General features: G+C 69.3%; 16 protein-coding genes. 12 read left to right on the forward strand and 4 right to left on the reverse strand.

What is annotated here, in order from left to right:
- Positions 1 to 19: 19 nt before the first annotated feature.
- A complete protein-coding gene (gene glsA, locus ACFYRU_RS35050) occupies positions 20 to 1,465 on the reverse strand; it encodes a glutaminase A (protein WP_387666991.1) in 1,446 nt (481 codons plus the stop codon).
- Between the two features lie 161 nt (positions 1,466 to 1,626).
- Between glsA and ACFYRU_RS35055 the strand changes: the two genes are divergently transcribed.
- The 8 genes from ACFYRU_RS35055 to mmuM all read left to right on the forward strand — a co-directional run bounded on the left by ACFYRU_RS35055 (position 1,627) and on the right by mmuM (position 9,496).
- Positions 1,627 to 2,742, forward strand: a complete 1,116-nt coding sequence (locus ACFYRU_RS35055; protein WP_387666993.1) for a mandelate racemase/muconate lactonizing enzyme family protein — start codon at positions 1,627 to 1,629, stop codon at positions 2,740 to 2,742.
- Positions 2,739 to 3,434 (forward strand): FadR/GntR family transcriptional regulator, encoded by a 696-nt coding sequence (locus ACFYRU_RS35060; RefSeq protein ID WP_387666996.1) that lies wholly within the window; start codon positions 2,739 to 2,741, stop codon positions 3,432 to 3,434. The genes ACFYRU_RS35055 and ACFYRU_RS35060 overlap by 4 nt, the downstream gene beginning before the upstream one ends.
- 15 nt (positions 3,435 to 3,449) lie before the next feature.
- Positions 3,450 to 4,328 carry a LysR family transcriptional regulator gene (locus tag ACFYRU_RS35065; protein ID WP_387666999.1) on the forward strand — a complete coding sequence of 293 codons (879 nt, stop codon included), beginning with the start codon at positions 3,450 to 3,452 and terminating at the stop codon, positions 4,326 to 4,328.
- Positions 4,329 to 4,380: 52 nt separating this feature from the next.
- A complete protein-coding gene (gene kdgD, locus ACFYRU_RS35070; RefSeq protein WP_387667002.1) occupies positions 4,381 to 5,289 on the forward strand; it encodes a 5-dehydro-4-deoxyglucarate dehydratase in 909 nt (302 codons plus the stop codon).
- Entirely contained in the window at positions 5,286 to 6,602 is a 1,317-nt protein-coding gene (locus ACFYRU_RS35075; protein WP_387667005.1) for an enolase C-terminal domain-like protein, read from the forward strand. Before kdgD ends, ACFYRU_RS35075 begins: the two co-directional genes overlap by 4 nt.
- The gene (locus tag ACFYRU_RS35080; protein WP_387667007.1) at positions 6,602 to 7,426 is read left to right on the forward strand and encodes a M55 family metallopeptidase; all 825 of its coding nucleotides are present in this window, start codon (positions 6,602 to 6,604) and stop codon (positions 7,424 to 7,426) included. Before ACFYRU_RS35075 ends, ACFYRU_RS35080 begins: the two co-directional genes overlap by 1 nt.
- Positions 7,427 to 7,620: 194 nt before the next feature.
- Positions 7,621 to 8,547: an FAD-dependent oxidoreductase gene (locus ACFYRU_RS35085; protein WP_387667010.1), complete on the forward strand. Its 927-nt coding sequence runs from the start codon at positions 7,621 to 7,623 to the stop codon at positions 8,545 to 8,547.
- Entirely contained in the window at positions 8,531 to 9,496 is a 966-nt protein-coding gene (gene mmuM / locus ACFYRU_RS35090; RefSeq protein ID WP_387667013.1) for a homocysteine S-methyltransferase, read from the forward strand. The genes ACFYRU_RS35085 and mmuM overlap by 17 nt, the downstream gene beginning before the upstream one ends.
- A gap of 782 nt (positions 9,497 to 10,278) precedes the next feature.
- On the opposite strand, the gene ACFYRU_RS35095 is transcribed toward mmuM, so the two are convergent.
- Positions 10,279 to 11,661 (reverse strand): PLP-dependent aminotransferase family protein, encoded by a 1,383-nt coding sequence (locus tag ACFYRU_RS35095; protein WP_387667015.1) that lies wholly within the window; start codon positions 11,659 to 11,661, stop codon positions 10,279 to 10,281.
- A 46-nt stretch (positions 11,662 to 11,707) separates the two neighbouring features.
- On the opposite strand from ACFYRU_RS35095, the gene ACFYRU_RS35100 reads away from it, so the two are divergent.
- Together ACFYRU_RS35100 and ACFYRU_RS35105 are read left to right on the forward strand one after the other, a co-directional pair.
- On the forward strand, positions 11,708 to 12,172 hold the full coding sequence (locus ACFYRU_RS35100; RefSeq protein ID WP_387667017.1) for a carboxymuconolactone decarboxylase family protein: 465 nt from the start codon (positions 11,708 to 11,710) through the stop codon (positions 12,170 to 12,172).
- The gene (locus ACFYRU_RS35105; protein WP_387667019.1) at positions 12,169 to 12,873 is read left to right on the forward strand and encodes an isocitrate lyase/phosphoenolpyruvate mutase family protein; all 705 of its coding nucleotides are present in this window, start codon (positions 12,169 to 12,171) and stop codon (positions 12,871 to 12,873) included. Before ACFYRU_RS35100 ends, ACFYRU_RS35105 begins: the two co-directional genes overlap by 4 nt.
- Here the strand turns inward: ACFYRU_RS35105 and ACFYRU_RS35110 are convergent.
- A complete protein-coding gene (locus ACFYRU_RS35110) occupies positions 12,856 to 13,851 on the reverse strand; it encodes a sigma-70 family RNA polymerase sigma factor (protein ID WP_387667021.1) in 996 nt (331 codons plus the stop codon). The genes ACFYRU_RS35105 and ACFYRU_RS35110 overlap by 18 nt on opposite strands.
- Before the next feature lie 144 nt (positions 13,852 to 13,995).
- On the opposite strand from ACFYRU_RS35110, the gene ACFYRU_RS35115 reads away from it, so the two are divergent.
- On the forward strand, positions 13,996 to 14,691 hold the full coding sequence (locus ACFYRU_RS35115; protein ID WP_387667024.1) for an SDR family NAD(P)-dependent oxidoreductase: 696 nt from the start codon (positions 13,996 to 13,998) through the stop codon (positions 14,689 to 14,691).
- A 95-nt stretch (positions 14,692 to 14,786) separates the two neighbouring features.
- Here ACFYRU_RS35115 and ACFYRU_RS35120 read toward each other — a convergent pair whose 3' ends face one another.
- A complete protein-coding gene (locus ACFYRU_RS35120; protein WP_387667027.1) occupies positions 14,787 to 16,637 on the reverse strand; it encodes a hypothetical protein in 1,851 nt (616 codons plus the stop codon).
- A gap of 86 nt (positions 16,638 to 16,723) precedes the next feature.
- On the opposite strand from ACFYRU_RS35120, the gene ACFYRU_RS35125 reads away from it, so the two are divergent.
- Positions 16,724 to 17,212: a pyridoxamine 5'-phosphate oxidase family protein gene (locus ACFYRU_RS35125; RefSeq protein ID WP_387667030.1), complete on the forward strand. Its 489-nt coding sequence runs from the start codon at positions 16,724 to 16,726 to the stop codon at positions 17,210 to 17,212.
- Positions 17,213 to 17,248: the final 36 nt, after the last annotated feature.

The raw sequence follows: 17,248 nt of genomic DNA on the forward strand, positions 1-17,248 counted from the left end.
GACGGGGGCTGTTTCGTCGTCAGAGCTGCGGGCCGGTTTGCTGCGATCCCTTCGCCTTCATCGCCGCGGCGGCATCCGGGGCACCGCCGAGCGCGGCGGGGCCATTGGAACCCACACTGGCCATTCCGGAGAGGGCGGCGGCGATCTGCCGAGCCGTGTGGGCCTTGATGTCAGCCTCGTTGCGCGGGCGGTCGGCCTCGGTGGTGCGGGTGCGTTCCAGGGTCCGCCGGTCGTACGGGTGGAGGTTGAAGTCGTTCACCAGCCGCTTGGCGAACTCGACGCCGCGCACCGAGTTGCCGACCTCGTTGAGCGGCGGCGAGAAAACCACCACGCTGCATTTCTGGTCGGGCAGGATCAGCATCACGTTGCCGGATACGCCACTCTTTGCGGGCAGGCCGACCTGGTGGGCGAATTCGCCGGACCCGTCGTACATGCCGCTGTGTTGCATCACCGACAGGACCCGCCTGGTGGTGTCGTGGGAGAACACCCGCTTGCCCGAGTACGGCGCGACACCGCCGTTCGCGAGCGTGGCTCCGGCGGCAGCCAACCGCGCCGCGTCGACCTCCTGTGAGCAGAGCCGGTGGTACCACTCAACTGCCGCCGCTGTGCTCGTCAGCCCGCCGGCGCCCTTCAGCCGGCCTCTGGCCGCCATCGCAAAGGCCAGCTGACGGTTCCCGTCCCCGGTCTCGTCCTCGGCCAGGAACGTCTCGTTGTCGAAGCCCGGCGCCTTCCCCATCATCGCGGTCCACGTCTCCTTGACCAGGTGGAACCGTTCGCTCTGTGCCTTCCCCGAGCCCACCAGCGCGCCCGCCCCGATGGCTCCGGCGTTGATCATCCCGTTGTGCGGCTTGCTGTTCGGATCGAACGACCGCATCGGGTCGTTGAAAGTTCCGCCGCTCTGCTCCGTTCCGATCCACCGGTCCACCTCGGCCGAACCCAGCTCCTCGAGCGCCATCGCGTAGGTGAACGGCTTCGACGTCGACTGGACGCTGAACGGTACGTCGCAGTCACCGAGCTTGTAGAGCTGGCCGTCCGCGCTGCAGATCGCGACGCCGAACTGGTTCGGATTCGCGTCCCGCAGCGTCGCGATGTATTGGGCGTTCTCGCCGTCCAAGTTCGCAAGCAGGTCCTCGTAGATCTGCTTGGCACCCGCGCAGAGCTGCGCCCAGTCGGCGGGGGAAACTGCCAACTCGCCGTTCAGGGCCCGGCCGATCACCCCGTCGCCGTGCTGCGCGATCCGGATGAACTCGGGGTAGTCGATCTGTACCGGCTGCTGGTCGGGCCCCGTCTGCAGCGGCTGACCGTCGGCGTCGCGGGCACCGTCCAGCGCGGACCGTACCCGCGATTCGAACGGATCGATGCCGGCCTGGCCCACCTTCCTGAGCAACTCCCAGGCCCAGATCCTGCCGTTACCGTCCCGGTCGAGATCCTCGAATACCCGGCGCAACTTCTCCGACGCGTCCATGTGGCTGCTTCCTTCCCCAGCTGGCGGCAGACGGGCGCACGACGGCGTTGTCGGCGGCAACAGCTTTGCCGGTTCGTATTTCCGGTTCGGTCACCTGGTGTTACGGCAATGTCAACCGGATGTCTTGTCGGACAAGTTGAGTACTTGTACGATCACCTGCCATGGACCGGATCCGGCAGGTGCGGTTGTCGTCGGTGGTGTTGCCGCTGGAGCGGCCGGTCAGCGACGCGAAGGTGCTGACCGGGCGGCAGCGGCCGATGACCGAGGTGGTGTTCCTGTTCGCGGAGATCGCGACCGAGCAGGACCGGCACGGGATCGGGTTCAGCTACTCCAAGCGCGCCGGCGGCCCGGCACAGTACGCGCACGCGAAGGAGATCGCCGCGAACCTGATCGGCGAGGACCCGTCGGACATCGCCAAGGTGTACGACAAGCTGCTCTGGGCCGGCGCTTCCGTCGGGCGGTCCGGTGTCGCGACGCAGGCGATCGCCGCGATCGACATCGCACTGTGGGACCTGAAGGCGAAGCGCGCCGGCCTCCCATTGGCCAAACTGCTCGGCGCCTACCGCGACTCGGTCCGCACGTACAACACCTCCGGCGGGTTCCTGCACGCGCCGATCGAGGAGGTGCAGGAGCGCGCCTCGAAATCGCTCGCGGACGGGATCGGCGGTATCAAGCTCAAGGTGGGGCAACCCGATCCGCGGATCGACCTCGAGCGCGTCCGGGCGGTCCGCGAACACCTGGGCGACGACGTACCGCTGATGGTCGACGCCAACCAGCAGTGGGACCGGCCGACGGCATTGCGGATCGGGCGCGTACTGGAGCAGTTCGGCCTGGTGTGGATCGAGGAGCCGCTGGACGCGTACGACGCCGTCGGGCACGCGGAGCTGGCTCGCGCGCTGGACACCCCGATCGCGACCGGCGAGATGCTGTCCAGCGTCGGCGAACACGTCCGGCTGATCGAGGCCCGGGCAGCCGACGTCATCCAGCCGGACGCGCCGCGGATCGGCGGCATCACGCCGTTCCTGAAGCTGGCGACGCTTGCCGACCACAACGGTCTGCAACTCGCGCCGCACTTCGCGATGGAGATCCACCTGCACCTCGCGGCGGCGTACCCACGGGAGCCGTGGGTAGAGCACTTCGAGTGGCTGAATCCCTTGTTCAACGAGCGTCTGGAGACGGTCGGCGGGCGGATGCTGGTCCCGGACCGCCCCGGCCTCGGCTTCACCACCAGCGAGCAGTGCGCGCGCTGGACCGTCGACGGCTGCGAGTTCACGTGAGCAATCTTGCGCACCAGATCGTGGAGGATCTGAAGCAGCGGATCCTCAACGGCGAGATCGCGCCCGGTGCGAAGTTGCCGGGTGAGAACAGTCTGGTCGAGGAGTTCGGGGTCAGCCGGACCGTCGTCCGCGAGGCGGTGTCGCGGTTGCAGGCGGCCGGGCTGGTGGAGACGTTCCAGGGCCGCGGCTCGTTCGTACTCGAGGTTCCGGACCGTACGCCGGGGCTGCGCGCGGTCCGGTCGCACCGCGACGTCCTCGACCTGATGGACTTCCGGATCGGCGTGGAGAGCGAGGCGGCCGGGCTGGCGGCGGTCCGGCGTACCGCCCATCAGCTGAAGGGGATCGCGCGCGCCCTCGACGAGTTCCGCCGGGTCGGTGACGATCCGGCGCGTTCGGTCGAGGCGGACTTCGCGTTCCACCTCAAGGTAGCCGTTGCTTCGGGCAACCGGTTCTACGGCGACCTGATCAGCGAACTCGGCCCGATGATGATCATGTTGCCGCGGACCCGGCTCGACCCGGCGTACGAGATGTCCGACCCGGACCACCTGACCCGGGTCGTGCACGAGCACGAGAACATCCACGCCGCGATCGAACGTGCCGATCCGGAAGCGGCCCGGGCCGCGGCGCGGGTGCACCTCGCGAACACCAGGCAGCGCTTGATGCACGTCGAAGGTCGATCCGGCAGCGAGTGATACCTTTCGGGAATCATGTTCTCGCTCGACCAGCTGAGTGCGTTCGTCGCGGTCGCCGAGGAACTGCACTTCGGCCGGGCCGCCGATCGGCTGAACATGACCCAGCCGCCGTTGAGCCGGCAGGTGCAGAAACTCGAACGGGCCGTCGGGGTGCGGCTGCTGGAACGGGACAACCGCAAGGTCGAGCTGACCGAGGCGGGGAGGGCCTTCCTCGTCGAGGCGCGACGGTTGCTCGCGTTGGTCGAAACCGCGGGTGATCTCGCGCGGCGCGTGGATCAAGGGGTCGCGGGCACGTTGCGGCTCGGGTTCACCGCGACGTCGGCGATCCGTACGTTGGGGCCGTTGCTGCGCCGGCTGTCTGAGGAGTTGCCGGACGTCGACGTGATCCTGCACGAGCGGGTCACGCCCGCGCAGCTCGACGGATTGCTGCGCGGCGAGCTGGACCTCGGGCTCGGGCGGCCACCGTTCGATCCGGACGTACTGGAATCCCGCGTGGTGTTCCGGGAGCCGTTGTGTGCCGTTGTCCCCGGCAACCATCGGCTCGGGTCGCTCGGCCGGCCCCTGACCGCGGCGGACTTCGCCGGCGAGCACGTGATCAGCTACTCGCCGACCCAGGCACGGTACTTCCACGAGCTGACCGTCCGGTTCCTGGCCGCGTCGCAGCCGCGGATCGAGCAGCGGGTGCAGCAGATCCTCACTGTGATCCTGCTGGTCGCGGCCGGGCGCGGCGTCGCCCTGGTCCCGGCATCGGCCCGCAGCCTGGGCGTCGAGGGCGTGACGTACTGCGACCTCGACGGACCCGACGATCTCGTCGAGCTGCACGCGATCTGGCGGCGCGACAACACCAGCGCGGTGTTACGGCGAGTGCTGGCGATGCTCTCAGAGCATCAGTAGATCCAAAAACGATCTTGGACAGGTATTCACGCCGGTTCCTACGCTGAGCTCCGTGTACTCCCCCATCGAACTCGCCGCGCAGCTCAAGACCGGGCTGCTCTCGTTTCCCGTCACCGCGTTCCACGACGACCTCAGCTTCAACGAGGCGGCGTACCGCGAACACCTGTCGTGGTTGAGCCAGTACGACGTCGCGGGCCTGTTCGCCGCGGGTGGTACCGGCGAGGGCTTCTCGTTGACGCCTTCGGAGATCGACGCGGTCGTACGGGCGGCTGTGTCCGAGGTCGGTGGACGCGTCCCGGTGATCGCGCCTGCGACCGGTGGTACGGCGTCCGCGATCGAGGGGGCGCGCGCGGCGGAGGCTGCGGGCGCGGACGGGATCCTGTTGTTCCCGCCGTACCTGACGGAGGCCGGGCAGCGTGGATTGATCGAGCATGTGTCGGCGGTGTGCCGCAGTACGAGTCTGGGCGTCACGGTCTACAGCCGGGCGAACGCGGTGCTCAGCGACGTGACGGTGGCCGAACTCGCGGACCGGAACGCGAACCTCGTGTGTTTCAAGGACGGGGTCGGGAACGTGGAGCAGATGACACGGACGTACGCGCGCGTCGGCGAGCGGTTGACGTACGTGGGCGGGCTGCCGACGGCGGAGACGTTCGCGTTGCCGTTGCTGCAGCTCGGGTACAGCACGTACTCGTCGGCGATCTTCAACTTCGTACCGGAGTTCGCGTTGGGGTTCTATGCGGATGTGCTGGCGCAGGACCGGGTCTCGGTCTACCGGAAGCTGAACGAGTTCGTCCTGCCCTATCTGGACATCCGCGATCGGACGAAGGGGTACGCCGTGTCGATCGTGAAGGCCGGGGTGAACGCGATCGGGCGTCACGCCGGACCTGTGCGGCCGCCGTTGCAGGACCTGACCGCTGACGAGGTTGCCTTGCTGTCCGAGCTGATCGGGAAGGTGTCATGACGCCGAGGGTCGCGTCGGTGGAGGTCGTGCCGGTCGCCGGGCACGACAGCATGCTGCTGAACCTCAGCGGCGCACACGGCCCGTTCTTCACCCGCAACATCGTGATCGTCACCGACAGCACCGGCAACATCGGCCTAGGCGAGGTCCCCGGCGGCGAAAAGATCGCCCAAACCATCCGCACCGCCGCCGCGCAGGTCGTAGGCCAACCCCTAGCCCGGTACAGAAGTGTGCTGCACACCATCTCCAGAACATTCGAAGGCCTCGACAGCGGTGGCCGCGGACTACAAACATTCGACCTCCGTACGACGGTGCATGCCGTCACCGGGCTCGAGTCGGCGCTGCTCGACCTCCTCGGCCAACACCTCGGCGTACCAGTCGCCGAATTACTGGGCGAAGGGCAGCAACGCACCGAGGTCCCAGTACTGGGTTACTTGTTCTACGTCGGTGATGTGGCGCGAACGGATCTGCCCTACCAGGCCGAGGTTGGTGACGGGTGGGAACAGATCCGGCGGCAGCCTGCGTTGACAGCTGATGCTGTGGTAGAACTGGCGGTGGCGGCTCAGGAGCGGTACGGATTCAAGGACTTCAAACTGAAGGGCGGCGTGTTCGACCCGCATGTGGAGATCGACGCCGTACGAGCCTTGCACGAGCGGTTCCCCGACGCCCGGATCACCGTGGATCCCAACGGCGCCTGGTTGTTGCGGGAGGCCGTGGCTGTCTGCGCGGGACTGGACGACGTACTCGCATACGTAGAAGACCCGTGCGGCGCCGAGGGTGTGTTCTCCGGGCGTGAAGTGATGGCCGAGTTCAAACGGCGTACCGGACTCCGCACCGCGACCAACATGATCGCCACCGACTGGCGCGAGCTCGCGCACGCGATCCGCACCGACGCCGTCGACATCCCGCTCGCCGACCCGCACTTCTGGACCATGGCCGGGTCGGTGCGCGTCGCCCAACTGTGCAACGACTTCGGCCTGACCTGGGGTTCGCACTCGAACAACCACTTCGACATCTCGCTCGCGATGTTCACCCACGTCGGCGCCGCGGCGCCCGGCGAGATCACCGCGCTCGACACGCACTGGATCTGGCAGGACGGCCAGGCACTGACCAAGAACCCGCTGCGGATCACCGACGGCCACATCGCCGTACCGACCGCACCCGGCCTCGGCGTCGAACTCGACCGGGACGCGCTGGCCGCCGCGCACGAGCTCTACCTGGAGCACGGCCTCGGCGCCCGCGACGACGCGATCGCGATGCAGTACCTGATCGAGGACTGGAGGTTCGACCCGAAGCGGCCTTGTATGGTGCGGTGATGAAGGTCTTCCTTTCCACCGACATGGAAGGTACGGCGGGCGTCGTCGACTGGGGGCAGGCCCGCGGACCCACCACGGAGTACGAGTACTACCGGCGCCAACTGCAGGCCGAAGTGAACGCCGCGATCGACGGCGCGCTGGCCGCGGGCGGGACCGAGTTCCTGGTCAACGACTCGCACTCCACGATGCAGAACCTGCTCCCGGACGAACTGCACGGCCGCGCGAGTTACCTGTCCGGCAAGCACAAACCGCTGTACATGATGCAGGGCCTGGACAGCTCGTTCGACGCCGCGTTCTTCGTCTCGTACCACGGTTCGGCCGGCGCAACCGGGTCCGTACTGCCACACACGTACAACCCGCGCGCCATCGCCGAGGTACGGCTGAACGGCGCGATCACCGGCGAGGCCGGGATCAACGCGCTCGTCGCGCTCGCCTGCCAGGTGCCGGTCGTACTGATCTCCGGCGACCGCACGACGATCGACGAGGCACAGCCGTTCTGTCCGGACATCGAGTCGGTCGTGGTGAAGGAGTCGGTCTCGCACAACGCCGCGCTGTCGGTGCACCCCGAACGCGCGCGCGAGCTGATCCACGACGGCGCGCGCCGCGCCGTCGCCCGGTCGAGCGACATCAGGCTGCCGAGCATCACACTGCCGGCCGAGCTGACCGTACGGTTCCACAACCGCGCCTTCGCCGAGCTGGCGTGCGCACTACGCGGAGTGGAACGCCGCGAGGACCGCGTCGTTGCCCTCCGCAACGAGGATCCGTTACAGCTCTACCGGACGTTCATCGCAATGGTCTTCCTGAGCCGCGGCGTCAGCGATTAGGTTCTGGTCTGACCTGAGTCCGGACCCGGCCACTGACAGCGCACTTGATCAGTGCCACAGATCCGGACCCCCACGCCATCGCAATGCGTTCCACCCACGGGGACCCGGCGGCGGGTGCCCCGGATCGGGCGATTGTGATGGGCTGGGGATTCGTGGCGGTGGCGTGATTCGGGTTGACGCGTAACAATCTGTGAATGCGCGTGATCGTGGTGGGTGCGGGCGTGATCGGGTTGAGTTGTGCGATCCGGCTCGCCGAGAGTGGGTTCGAGGTGGCGGTGTTCGCCCGGGACCTGCCGCTGGAGACGACGTCCTCGGTGGCGGCCGCGCTCTGGTACCCGTACCTGTCGGCGCCGGAGGACCGGGTGGCCGGCTGGTCGCGGACGACATACGAAGAGTTCGCCAAGCTCGCCGAGGTCGAACCGGCGGTGGAGCTGCGGCACGGGCGCGAGTTCCTGACCGAACGTACGCCCGACCCGCGCTGGGCCGACGTACTGCCCGATCTCACCCGGGTCGGGTCGCCGCCGGAAGGCTTCGTCGACGGGTGGGCGTTCACCGCGCCGGTGATCGACATGCCGGCGTACCTGCCCGCGTTGGTGAAGCGGCTCGAAGCGGCCGGCGGAACGCTCACCCGCGCGGCGCTGTCCGCGCTGCCGACCGGCGCCGACCTGGTCGTGAACTGCACCGGCCTCGGCGCCCGCCTGACCGCGGGCGACCCGACCGTGACGCCGGTCCGCGGGCAGGTGCTGACCGTCGAACCGTGCGGGCTGACCGACTGGCTGCTCGCGGACCGTTCGCCGGACGAGCTGACGTACGTGATCCCGCGCCCGAACGACGTCATCGTCGGCGGTACCAGCCAACCCGGCGACTGGAACCTGACGGTCGACCCGCAGACCACCACGCAGATCCTCGACCGCGCCGCCGAACTGGTCCCCCAGCTCCGCAGGGCGAAGATCATCCGCCAACGCGTCGGCCTCCGCCCCGCCCGGCCGGCGATCCGCTGCGAGCTCGTCCGCACCCGTTCCGGCGAACCGATCATCCACTGCTACGGCCACGGCGGCTCCGGGGTCACCCTCTCCTGGGGCTGCGCCGACGAGGTCCTGCACCTTGCCCACACCGTCTGACCCCACGCCCGTCGACGGCCGCGTGGTCATCCTCGACGGCGGTCTGTCGAACGCCCTGGAGGACCGCGGCCACGACCTGTCCGACGCGCTGTGGTCCGCCCGGCTGCTCCGCGACGCCCCGTCGGAAATCGCCGCCGTACACCGCGCGTACTACGAAGCCGGCGCGATGGTCGCCACCACCGCGAGCTACCAGGCCAGCGTGGTGGGCTTCGAACGAGCCGGCGTCTCCCGCACCGAAGCCGAACGCCTGATCGCCGCCAGCGTCCACATCGCGCGCGACGTCCGCGACCAGCTCGACACCCAACCGAACCCCCGGCCGGACGACGGACCGGACCGCACCCTCGACGCCCGGTCCAGCCAGGGACCGCTGCGCCGTCTGGTGGCCGCGTCTGTTGGGCCGTACGGGGCGATGCTTGCGGATGGATCGGAGTATCGCGGGAGGTACGGCGTGAGCGCGCAGGTACTCCGTGACTTCCACGGCCCGCGCCTGGAACTCCTCGCCGCCGCCGGCCCGGACCTGCTCGCCGTCGAAACCATCCCCGACGCCGACGAGGCCGAGGTCCTGGTCGGCCTGTTGGCCGAACTCGACCTCCCCGCCTGGTTCTCCTACTCGATCGAAGGCCTCCACACCCGCGCCGGCCAACCCCTCACCGACGCCTTCGCGATCCCCGCCGCAGTCCCCCAGGTAATTGCCATCGGCATCAACTGCTGCAAACCCGAGGACGTCCTACCCGCCGTCCGAACCGCAGTCGCGACCACAGCCAAACCCGCCATCGCCTACCCCAACCGCGGCGAGACCTGGAACCCAACCACCCGCACCTGGCTAGGCGACGGCGCGGGGCCCGTGCAGTTCGTGCGCGACTGGATCGAAGCTGGGGCGACGTACGTCGGCGGTTGCTGCCGAGTAGGCCCAACCGACATCCGCTCCCTCACCGCAGCCGTCCTGTAACCGCACGGCTCTTTGCGGAACTTACTCGGCGCCCAGCGACGAAAAAGCTCCGAAAAACGCCAAGAACCAGCAGGTAGCCCCGGCCGGCAGCACGGCCACGCGAGACGACAGCGAGACAGGCGGCAAGCGGCAAGCGGCGGCGCAACGCGTGCGCCGCGGTTGCCCGCACCTGGGTGGGCGACGGCGCCGGACCGGCGGAGTTCGTGGACGACTGGGTCGAGGCGGGGGCCGCATACATCGGTGTTGCTGCCGCGTGGGGCCTGAGGACAGCCGATCGCTCGCGTTCGGCTGTCCCAGAGCTGCGCGGCCCTTTGCGGAACTTACTCTGCACCCAGCGACGAAAAGTTCCGAAAAGCGCCGAGAACCACCAGCCAGCCCGCTGGCGGGGCAGCGCGCAGGACAGGGCGGCGCGCGGGGTGGCGCGCGGCGCGGCCGGTGGGGCCGCCGGTGCGCGGGGTCGGCACAGTGTGCGGCACGGGAGGCGCCCCGGGGACGGTGCGGGGCGGTGCGGGGGCGGTGCGCGGGGTGGCGCGCAGGACAGTGCGGTGCGCGGGGTGGCGCGCGGCGCGGGGTGGCGCGCGGCGCGGCCGGTGGGGCCGCCGGTGCGCGACGTCGGCACAGCGTGCGGCACGAGAGGCGCCCCGGGGACGGTGCGGGGCGGTGCGGGGGCGGCGCCGGGCGGACCGGGCCTGGCCTGGCGGGGGCACGGCAGGGCCGGCTGTGCGGGGCCGGCTGGCGGGGGCGGCTGGGGCGGGGCCCGTCCGGTGGGGCGGGGGTGGGGGTTAGACGCCTAGGACTTGGCAGAGGAGGTCTAGGGCGCCGGGGTAGGCGTGGGTGGGTGGGGTGCCGTAGCCGACTATTACTGCTTGGCGGGTGGCTGGGGTTGGGTTGAAGTGGTACGTCGTGAGGGTGGCCAGGCCCAGGCCTTGGCGGGCTGCTCGGGTGACGATGTCTTCGGCGTCGGCGGGGACGTCGAGGAGTACGTGCATGCCCGCGGAGATGCCGGCGACTTCTACCTCGGGGGCGCGGACGGCGAGGAGTTCGACCAGGCGGTCGCGGCGGCGGCGGTAGTGCAGGCGGGAGCGGCGGACGTGGCGGTCGTAGTGGCCGGAGGCAATGAATTCGGCGAGGACCAACTGTTCGAGGGTGGCGGTCTGGAAGTCGGCGGTACGTTTGGCGGCGACCACCGGTTCGATCAGGCGTTGGGGCAGGACCATCCACGCCAGCCGTAGCCCCGGCGCGAGGCTCTTGCTCGCGGTGCCGGTGTAGACGACGCGCTCCGGGTCGAGGGCTTGCAGCGCGCCGACGGCCTGCCGGTCGTAGCGGAACTCGCCGTCGTAGTCGTCCTCGATCAGCACCGCGCCGGTCTCCCGCGCCCATTCGACGGCGGCGGTACGGCGTTCCGGTGCGAGCGGTACGCCGGTCGGCATCTGGTGCGCCGGCGTCAGCAACACCCCCTGCCCGGTCAGCGCCGAGGTCACCGCCCCCAAGGAGTCGACCGGTACGGCGGCCGCCGACAGCCCGCGCGCCCGGATCACGTCCCGGTGCAGGCCGTACCCGAACTCCTCGACCGCGATCGTCGTACCGCCGAGCGTCTTGATCGCCTCGCTCAGCAGACTCAGCGCCTGGACGTACCCGGAGCAGATCAGGATCCGCTCCGGGTCGGCCCGGACGCCGCGCGCCCGCGCCAGGTAGTCGGCCAGCTGCCGGCGCAGCTCGATCCGGCCGCGCGGATCGCCGAGCCCGAACGCCTCGTTCGGCGCGAGCGTCAGCGCCTTCCGCGCCGCGGCCAGCCATTCGGTCCGCGGGAACGTCGCCACGTCCGGTGCGCCCGGCGTCAGGTCGTACCGGAAACTACGGGCCTCCGGCAACGAAACCGTGGGCGTGGGCGGCACCACGGCCCGGTCCGCGACGACCGTACCGGAGCCCTGTCGCGCGGTCAGCCAGCCCTCCGCGACCAGTTGCCCGTACGCGTCCGCGATCGTGTTCCGGGCGATCCCGAGGTCCTTCGCCAACGACCGCGACGACGGCAGCCGGGTGCCGGCGGCCAGCCGGCCGCTCCGGATCGACTCGTGCAGCGCCCGCACCAGATCGCCCCGGCCCCGGGTCGCGCCGAGCTCCAGGTGCAGATCCGCGCCGGTCGAATTGGCCCGTTGTTCTGCCATAGAAGTGGACCATACACCTGGGCCGGTGCCCGCCTAGATTGAAGCCATGACAACGACAACGACGCGGCGGGTCAAGCTCGCCAATCTGGTGCCGGACTTCTACAAGGCGATGATCGAGCTGGACGCGGTGTCAGACAACGGGCTCGACCCGAAGCTGGCGCACCTGGTCCGGATCCGGGCCTCGCAGCTCAACGGGTGCGCGTACTGCACCGACATGCACTCGCTCGACCTCCGCGAGCTCGGCGAGGACCAGCAGCAGCGGATCGCGCTGCTCCCGGTGTGGCGGGAGGCGCCGAAGTTCTACACCGAGCAGGAGAAGGCCGCGCTGCAGCTGACCGAGGCGATCACGCTGATCAGCGTCGACCATGTACCGGACGACGTATACGACGTCGCCGCGCAGGCGTTCGACGAGAAGGACCTGGCGCAGTTGATCGCGCTGATCATCACGATCAACATGTGGACCCGCGTCGGCGTCACCGGGAAGATGGAGCCCGGCCACTACAAGCCATGACGGCCGAACTCTTCCGGGCGCTGCATCACGGCGGCACTCCCTTGGTCCTCCCGAACGCGTGGGACCCGGTGAGCGCACGCATCGTCGCCGACGCCGGCTTCCCCGCTGTTGCCACCAGCAGCGGGGCGGTCGCCCGCGTCCTCGGGTACGACGACGGCGAGCTGACCCCGGCCGCCACGATGTTCGCCGCCGTCCAGCGGATCGCCGCCGCGGTGGACGTACCGGTGACGGCCGACATGGAGGCCGGGTACGGCCTGCCGCCGAAGGAGTTCGCGGAACGGTTGCTGGAGACCGGCGCGGTCGGCTGCAACCTCGAGGACTCGGTCGACGGGACCCTCGTCGACGTCGCGCGGCAGGCGGACTACCTGGCCGAAGTACGCGCGGCCGCGGGTGCCGAGCTGGTCGTCAACGCCCGCGTCGACACGTTCATCCGGCCGGTCGACGACCCGGTCGGTGAAGCCGTACGCCGCGGACGCGAGTACAGGCGGGCAGGCGCCGACTGCGTGTACCCGATCCTCGCCCCGCTCGACCAGCTGGCCCAGGTGGCCGAACGGGTCGGCGGGCCGATCAACGGGCATGCGAAGACCGGTGGACCCGGGCCGGCCGAGCTCGCCGAGGCGGGCGCGACCCGGATCTCGTACGGGACGAGCGTGCACGACTACCTGATGGACCAGTTGCGCGAGCTACTCCCCCGGCTCTGACAGAGTCCGCGGCAGCCCGAAGTACGGCGCTACCGCGGTCTCGAAGTGCACGATCTCGTCGATCCGGTCACCGGACAGGCCGATCACGAGCACCCCGATCAGGTGCAGGCCGCCGGTGACCGGATCGCGCATGTACTCGCCCCAGGCCGGCTGCCCGTTCGCGCGCACCGGCACCATCGCGGCGATCTCCCGCCGGTGCGCGGCCAGTGCGGTGAAGAACCGGTGCGCCGCCTCCTGACCTTGGTACTCGAACGGCAGCGGCGGCATCCGTACCCACGCGTCACTGGTCATCAACGCGACCAGGGCGTCGACGTCCTGCGCGGTGAACGCGGCCACGAACCGCTCGGTCAACTCCTGCTCGTCCGCGGTGACCGGCACACTGACCGGCACATTGCCCGCGATCGTCACGCGCGCACGGGCGAGCGCACTGTTGACCGCCGCCTCGGTTAGCCCGAGCAGCTCCGCGGTCTCACTGGCCCGATAACCGAGTACGTCGCGCAGCAGCAGCACCGCGCGCTGGTTCGGCGACAGCAACTGCACCGCGGTCACGAACGCCAACGAGATCGCCTCCCGCGACTCGTATCGCGCCTCGGGCCCCGGCAGCCGATCCGGCAACCCGTCGAGCAGGTTGTCGGGGTACGGCTGCAGCCAGAGCACCTCACCCGAGCGCGACGGCTCCGGCGCCGGAACTGGCAGCGGTACGGCGTTCTGCGGGCGGCGCGACGACGACCGCAGGACGTTCAGGCAGCGGTTCGTGGTGATGCGGTAGAGCCAGGTCCGCACCGACGACCGGCCCTCGAAGCCACTCAGTCCGATCCATGCCGACAGCAACGCCTCCTGCAGCGCGTCCTCGGCGTCCTGCAACGACCCGAGCATCCGGTAGCAGTGCAGTTGCAGCTCCACGCGGTGCGGCTCGACCAGTGCCGCGAACGCGTCCCGGTCACCTTCGCGGGCCCGCTGCAGCAGTTCGTCCGGCATCAGACACCTCCGTCTCCATTCTCCCTACACCGTTGCTGACACCGGGACGCGGCCGAATTGATCGGTACTGGTCCGACCAGTTCACCAGGTCCGCGCGGTCTGTCCTCTGTGCAAGCACTGCGACAGTCCGAACGGAGAAGCACCATGCAGAACGTCCTGATCACAGGAACCAACCGAGGCATCGGAAAAGCACTCGTCGAGGAAGCCCTGCGCCAGGGCGCGGAACACGTGTACGCCGGTACGCGGACTCCGCTCACGCACCGGGACTCCCGCGTGACGTACCTCGACCTGGACGTCACCGATCAGGCGCAGATCGAGGCGGCGGCGAAGACCGTCGAGTCGCTCGACGTCCTGGTCAACAACGCCGGCCTCGCGGCGTACGACAACCTCAGCGACCGGGCGCTGCTCGAACAGCACCTGGCCGTGAACCTCTTCGGGCCGCTCGCCGTCACGACGGCGTTCCTGCCCCAGCTGATCGCGTCGCGCGGCGCGATCGTGAACGTCCTGTCGGTGGCGGCGCTCGCGTCGTTGCCGATCATTCCGGCGTACTCGATCTCCAAGGCGGCGGCGTTCTCGCTCACCCAGGCGCAGCGGGCGCTGCTCGCACCGCAGGGTGTCCACGTGCACGCCGTGCTCACTGGTCCGACCGACACCGACATGTCGCGGGACCTCGACGTACCGAAGGCGTCACCGGAGTCGGTCGCGCGGGCGATCTTCGACGGTGTCGCGGCCGGGGACGAGGAGATCTTCCCGGACGCGCTGTCCGCGATGCTCGCGCCGAGCTGGACCGACGGCGCGGTCAAGGCACTCGAACGGCAGAACGCCGCCCTGATCGGCTGAGCAGACTGGTCAGCTCAGTGAACTGGTCAGACCAGTCGGCTGGTCAGCTGAGCCGGCTGGCCAGTTGAGTCAGTTGAGTCAGTTGAGTCGGCTGGTCAGTTGAGTCGGCGCAGCGCGTAGACCAGGGCCCAGTCCTGGTCGTTGGCGATCGGATCGGCGACGTGGGCGGGCTGGCCGTTCACGCAGCTCGGGTAGACGAATGCACACGTCGCCGATCCGTCCGGTGCGAAGCTGACCAGGTTCGCCCTCAGGATCGCTTCCTCGGCACGGTCCAACCAGGCCGCCTGCGACGGCGTCACCAGTTCGCGCGGCCAGGCGCCGTACACGACGGCGCTCAGGGCGGACCAATAGTGCGGGAAGACATCGCCCCACAGCCGCAACCGGCCGAACCAGTAGCCGTCCCAGTGCCGGATCGGGACGTGCCGGAGCCGCACATCGGGCTGCTCGCCCGCGAACGCGGTCAGCCACGGCAGGCGGCGGGTCAGTTCCGCGCCGTCGATCTTGCCGGTGCGGTAGGCCGCCGCGAGTAGTTCGAGCAGTGGCGCGACCATCGACTGTTCGTAGTTCACCTCGTGCGGCGGCAGCTCGTCGCCGTACTGGACGAAGGTCTGCGCGTGCCGGACCAGGTGCTCGTGCAGGCCGAGTTCACTGAGCAGCGGGCCGAGGTCGAACGCGAGGAAGTGGTCGCCGCCCAGTTCGTAGTAGCGGTTCAGGATGCGGGTCGCGCCGTCGCGGTCGCCCTGGCCGAGCAGGAAGCGCGCGAACCACGGGAAGTTGTACAGCCGGACGGCGTTCTGGTGGATGCTGTCGTCCTGGATCGTGCCCTCGTCGTCGAGCAGATGCTCCCGGACGAACTGCTCGTACCCGGCCAGCGCCTCGTCCAGCTCGGCGCGGTCGCCCCAGCCGCGGTCGCGAACCTCCTGCAGCAGCAGGGCCATGCCGACGCGCTCGCGGGCGTCGGACCAGTCACGCCAGGCGCTCGCCAGTACGGTCAGACCGCTGTCGTTGTCGTACGGCACGAACGCGTACTGCCGGCTCCCCGCGAGCTCGGGGCGGCGTTGGTGGTCGAGGATGAACCGCACCCGGCGCTCGGCGATCACCCGCAGCGGATCGTGGAAAAGTACGGCGAAGCGGGACCGGCCGTCGGTCGACGAGACGTACTGCAGGCCGGGCTCGGAGCTGGTGATCTCGCGCCCGTCGTGCAGCTGGATCGACTCGTTCACCTCGGCCGCGAGTCGATCCGCATACGGTTCGCGATCGAACGCGGTCACATCGTCGTACCAGTCCAGCTGCCAGGTCCAGCGGTAGGTCGCACCTGGCGCCAGCGTGACAACCGGCTGGCCGCCGAGAGCGTGCGGCGACCGGGCGTGGTCGGTCACGTGGAGGTAGATGTGCCCGCGGACGTTGCTACTGGTACCGGGCTCGCGGGACTCGACGGAGTACGCCCACAGCTCGCCCTCCTTCAGCTGCAGCCCGAGGCCAGGGCCACTGCCGTCCATCGGTACCGCCCAGACCCAGGCGTCGGCACCGCCCGTCCAGACATGCGCGTGCACCGAGCCGGTCAGGCTCTCCCGGCTGGACGTGTAGACGTCGCGGTACGGCGTACTGACCGCGACCGATCCGAGCTCGACCGGGGTGGAGCCGGTGTTGCGGAGCTCGTACGTCTCGGTCCAGTGCTCCCCGAAACGGCGGCCGACCCGCAGCTCGAGGTCGCCGAGCTGGTACATCAGGTCGATGCCGGTGCTCCGCCAACGCGTGTACGCCGGGTTGTCGAAGCGGTACGACCCACGGTCGGTGATCACGAAACCCTTGCCCCAGGCATGCAGGCTGTCGTGCAGTACGCCGTCGTCCAGCAGCAGGCGGCGGCCGTCCGGGTGCAGCACCCGCGCGACTGCACCGTCGTCGAACAGCTGGACTTTCCCCGGACCGAATTCAAAACTTTCCACGATTCGCCAACCTATCGATGTCGAGAACCCGTGACCGGCTCCGTCCCCCTGATGAGAAGCCACCCGCTAGAAGATGGGAAAGAGTCATGAACAAGCAGCAGATCGCCGAGATCCTCGCCAAGCCGTACTCCCAGGCACTCCTGAACGGCAACGAGCCGGCCCGGTTCGCCTACGACGGCCTGGACGGAGACCCGCGAGTGGTCCCGATCGGGTTCTGGGTCGAGGACGACGAGATCGTGATCGCGACCGTACCGAAGGCAGCCAAGGTCGCCGCGCTCCGGAAGAACCCGAAGGTCGCGCTCACCATCGACACCGGCGCGTTCCCACCCAAGGTGCTGCTGCTCCGCGGTACCGCCGCGGTCGAGTTGGTCCCCGGCGTACCCGAGGGCTACCTGACCGCCGGCCACAAGGTGATGACCGACGACCAGTACCCGGCCTGGGCCGAAGGCGTGAAGGCCCTGTACGACGAGATGGTCGTCATCCGCGTGACCCTGACCTGGGCGAAGCTGCTCGACTTCGAAACCACCATCCCGAAGGCCGTCGAGGACCTGATCAAGGAGAAGTCCGCGAGCTAGCGTGATAATGGGATACCAGATCCGGAGAGAGGTTGT

It is taken from the genome of Kribbella sp. NPDC004536, from assembly GCF_042873835.1.
GTDB lineage: Bacteria > Actinomycetota > Actinomycetes > Propionibacteriales > Kribbellaceae > Kribbella.

Coding starts and splice junctions, on each gene's coding strand:
- glsA (WP_387666991.1), bottom strand. CDS start 1,465: ATGGACGCGTCGGAGAAGTTGCGCCGGGTATTCGAGGATCTCGACCGG.
- ACFYRU_RS35055 (WP_387666993.1), top strand. CDS start 1,627: ATGGACCGGATCCGGCAGGTGCGGTTGTCGTCGGTGGTGTTGCCGCTG.
- ACFYRU_RS35065 (WP_387666999.1), top strand. CDS start 3,450: ATGTTCTCGCTCGACCAGCTGAGTGCGTTCGTCGCGGTCGCCGAGGAA.
- ACFYRU_RS35075 (WP_387667005.1), top strand. CDS start 5,286: ATGACGCCGAGGGTCGCGTCGGTGGAGGTCGTGCCGGTCGCCGGGCAC.
- ACFYRU_RS35080 (WP_387667007.1), top strand. CDS start 6,602: ATGAAGGTCTTCCTTTCCACCGACATGGAAGGTACGGCGGGCGTCGTC.
- ACFYRU_RS35085 (WP_387667010.1), top strand. CDS start 7,621: ATGCGCGTGATCGTGGTGGGTGCGGGCGTGATCGGGTTGAGTTGTGCG.
- ACFYRU_RS35095 (WP_387667015.1), bottom strand. CDS start 11,661: ATGGCAGAACAACGGGCCAATTCGACCGGCGCGGATCTGCACCTGGAG.
- ACFYRU_RS35100 (WP_387667017.1), top strand. CDS start 11,708: ATGACAACGACAACGACGCGGCGGGTCAAGCTCGCCAATCTGGTGCCG.
- ACFYRU_RS35105 (WP_387667019.1), top strand. CDS start 12,169: ATGACGGCCGAACTCTTCCGGGCGCTGCATCACGGCGGCACTCCCTTG.
- ACFYRU_RS35110 (WP_387667021.1), bottom strand. CDS start 13,851: ATGCCGGACGAACTGCTGCAGCGGGCCCGCGAAGGTGACCGGGACGCG.
- ACFYRU_RS35115 (WP_387667024.1), top strand. CDS start 13,996: ATGCAGAACGTCCTGATCACAGGAACCAACCGAGGCATCGGAAAAGCA.
- ACFYRU_RS35125 (WP_387667030.1), top strand. CDS start 16,724: ATGAACAAGCAGCAGATCGCCGAGATCCTCGCCAAGCCGTACTCCCAG.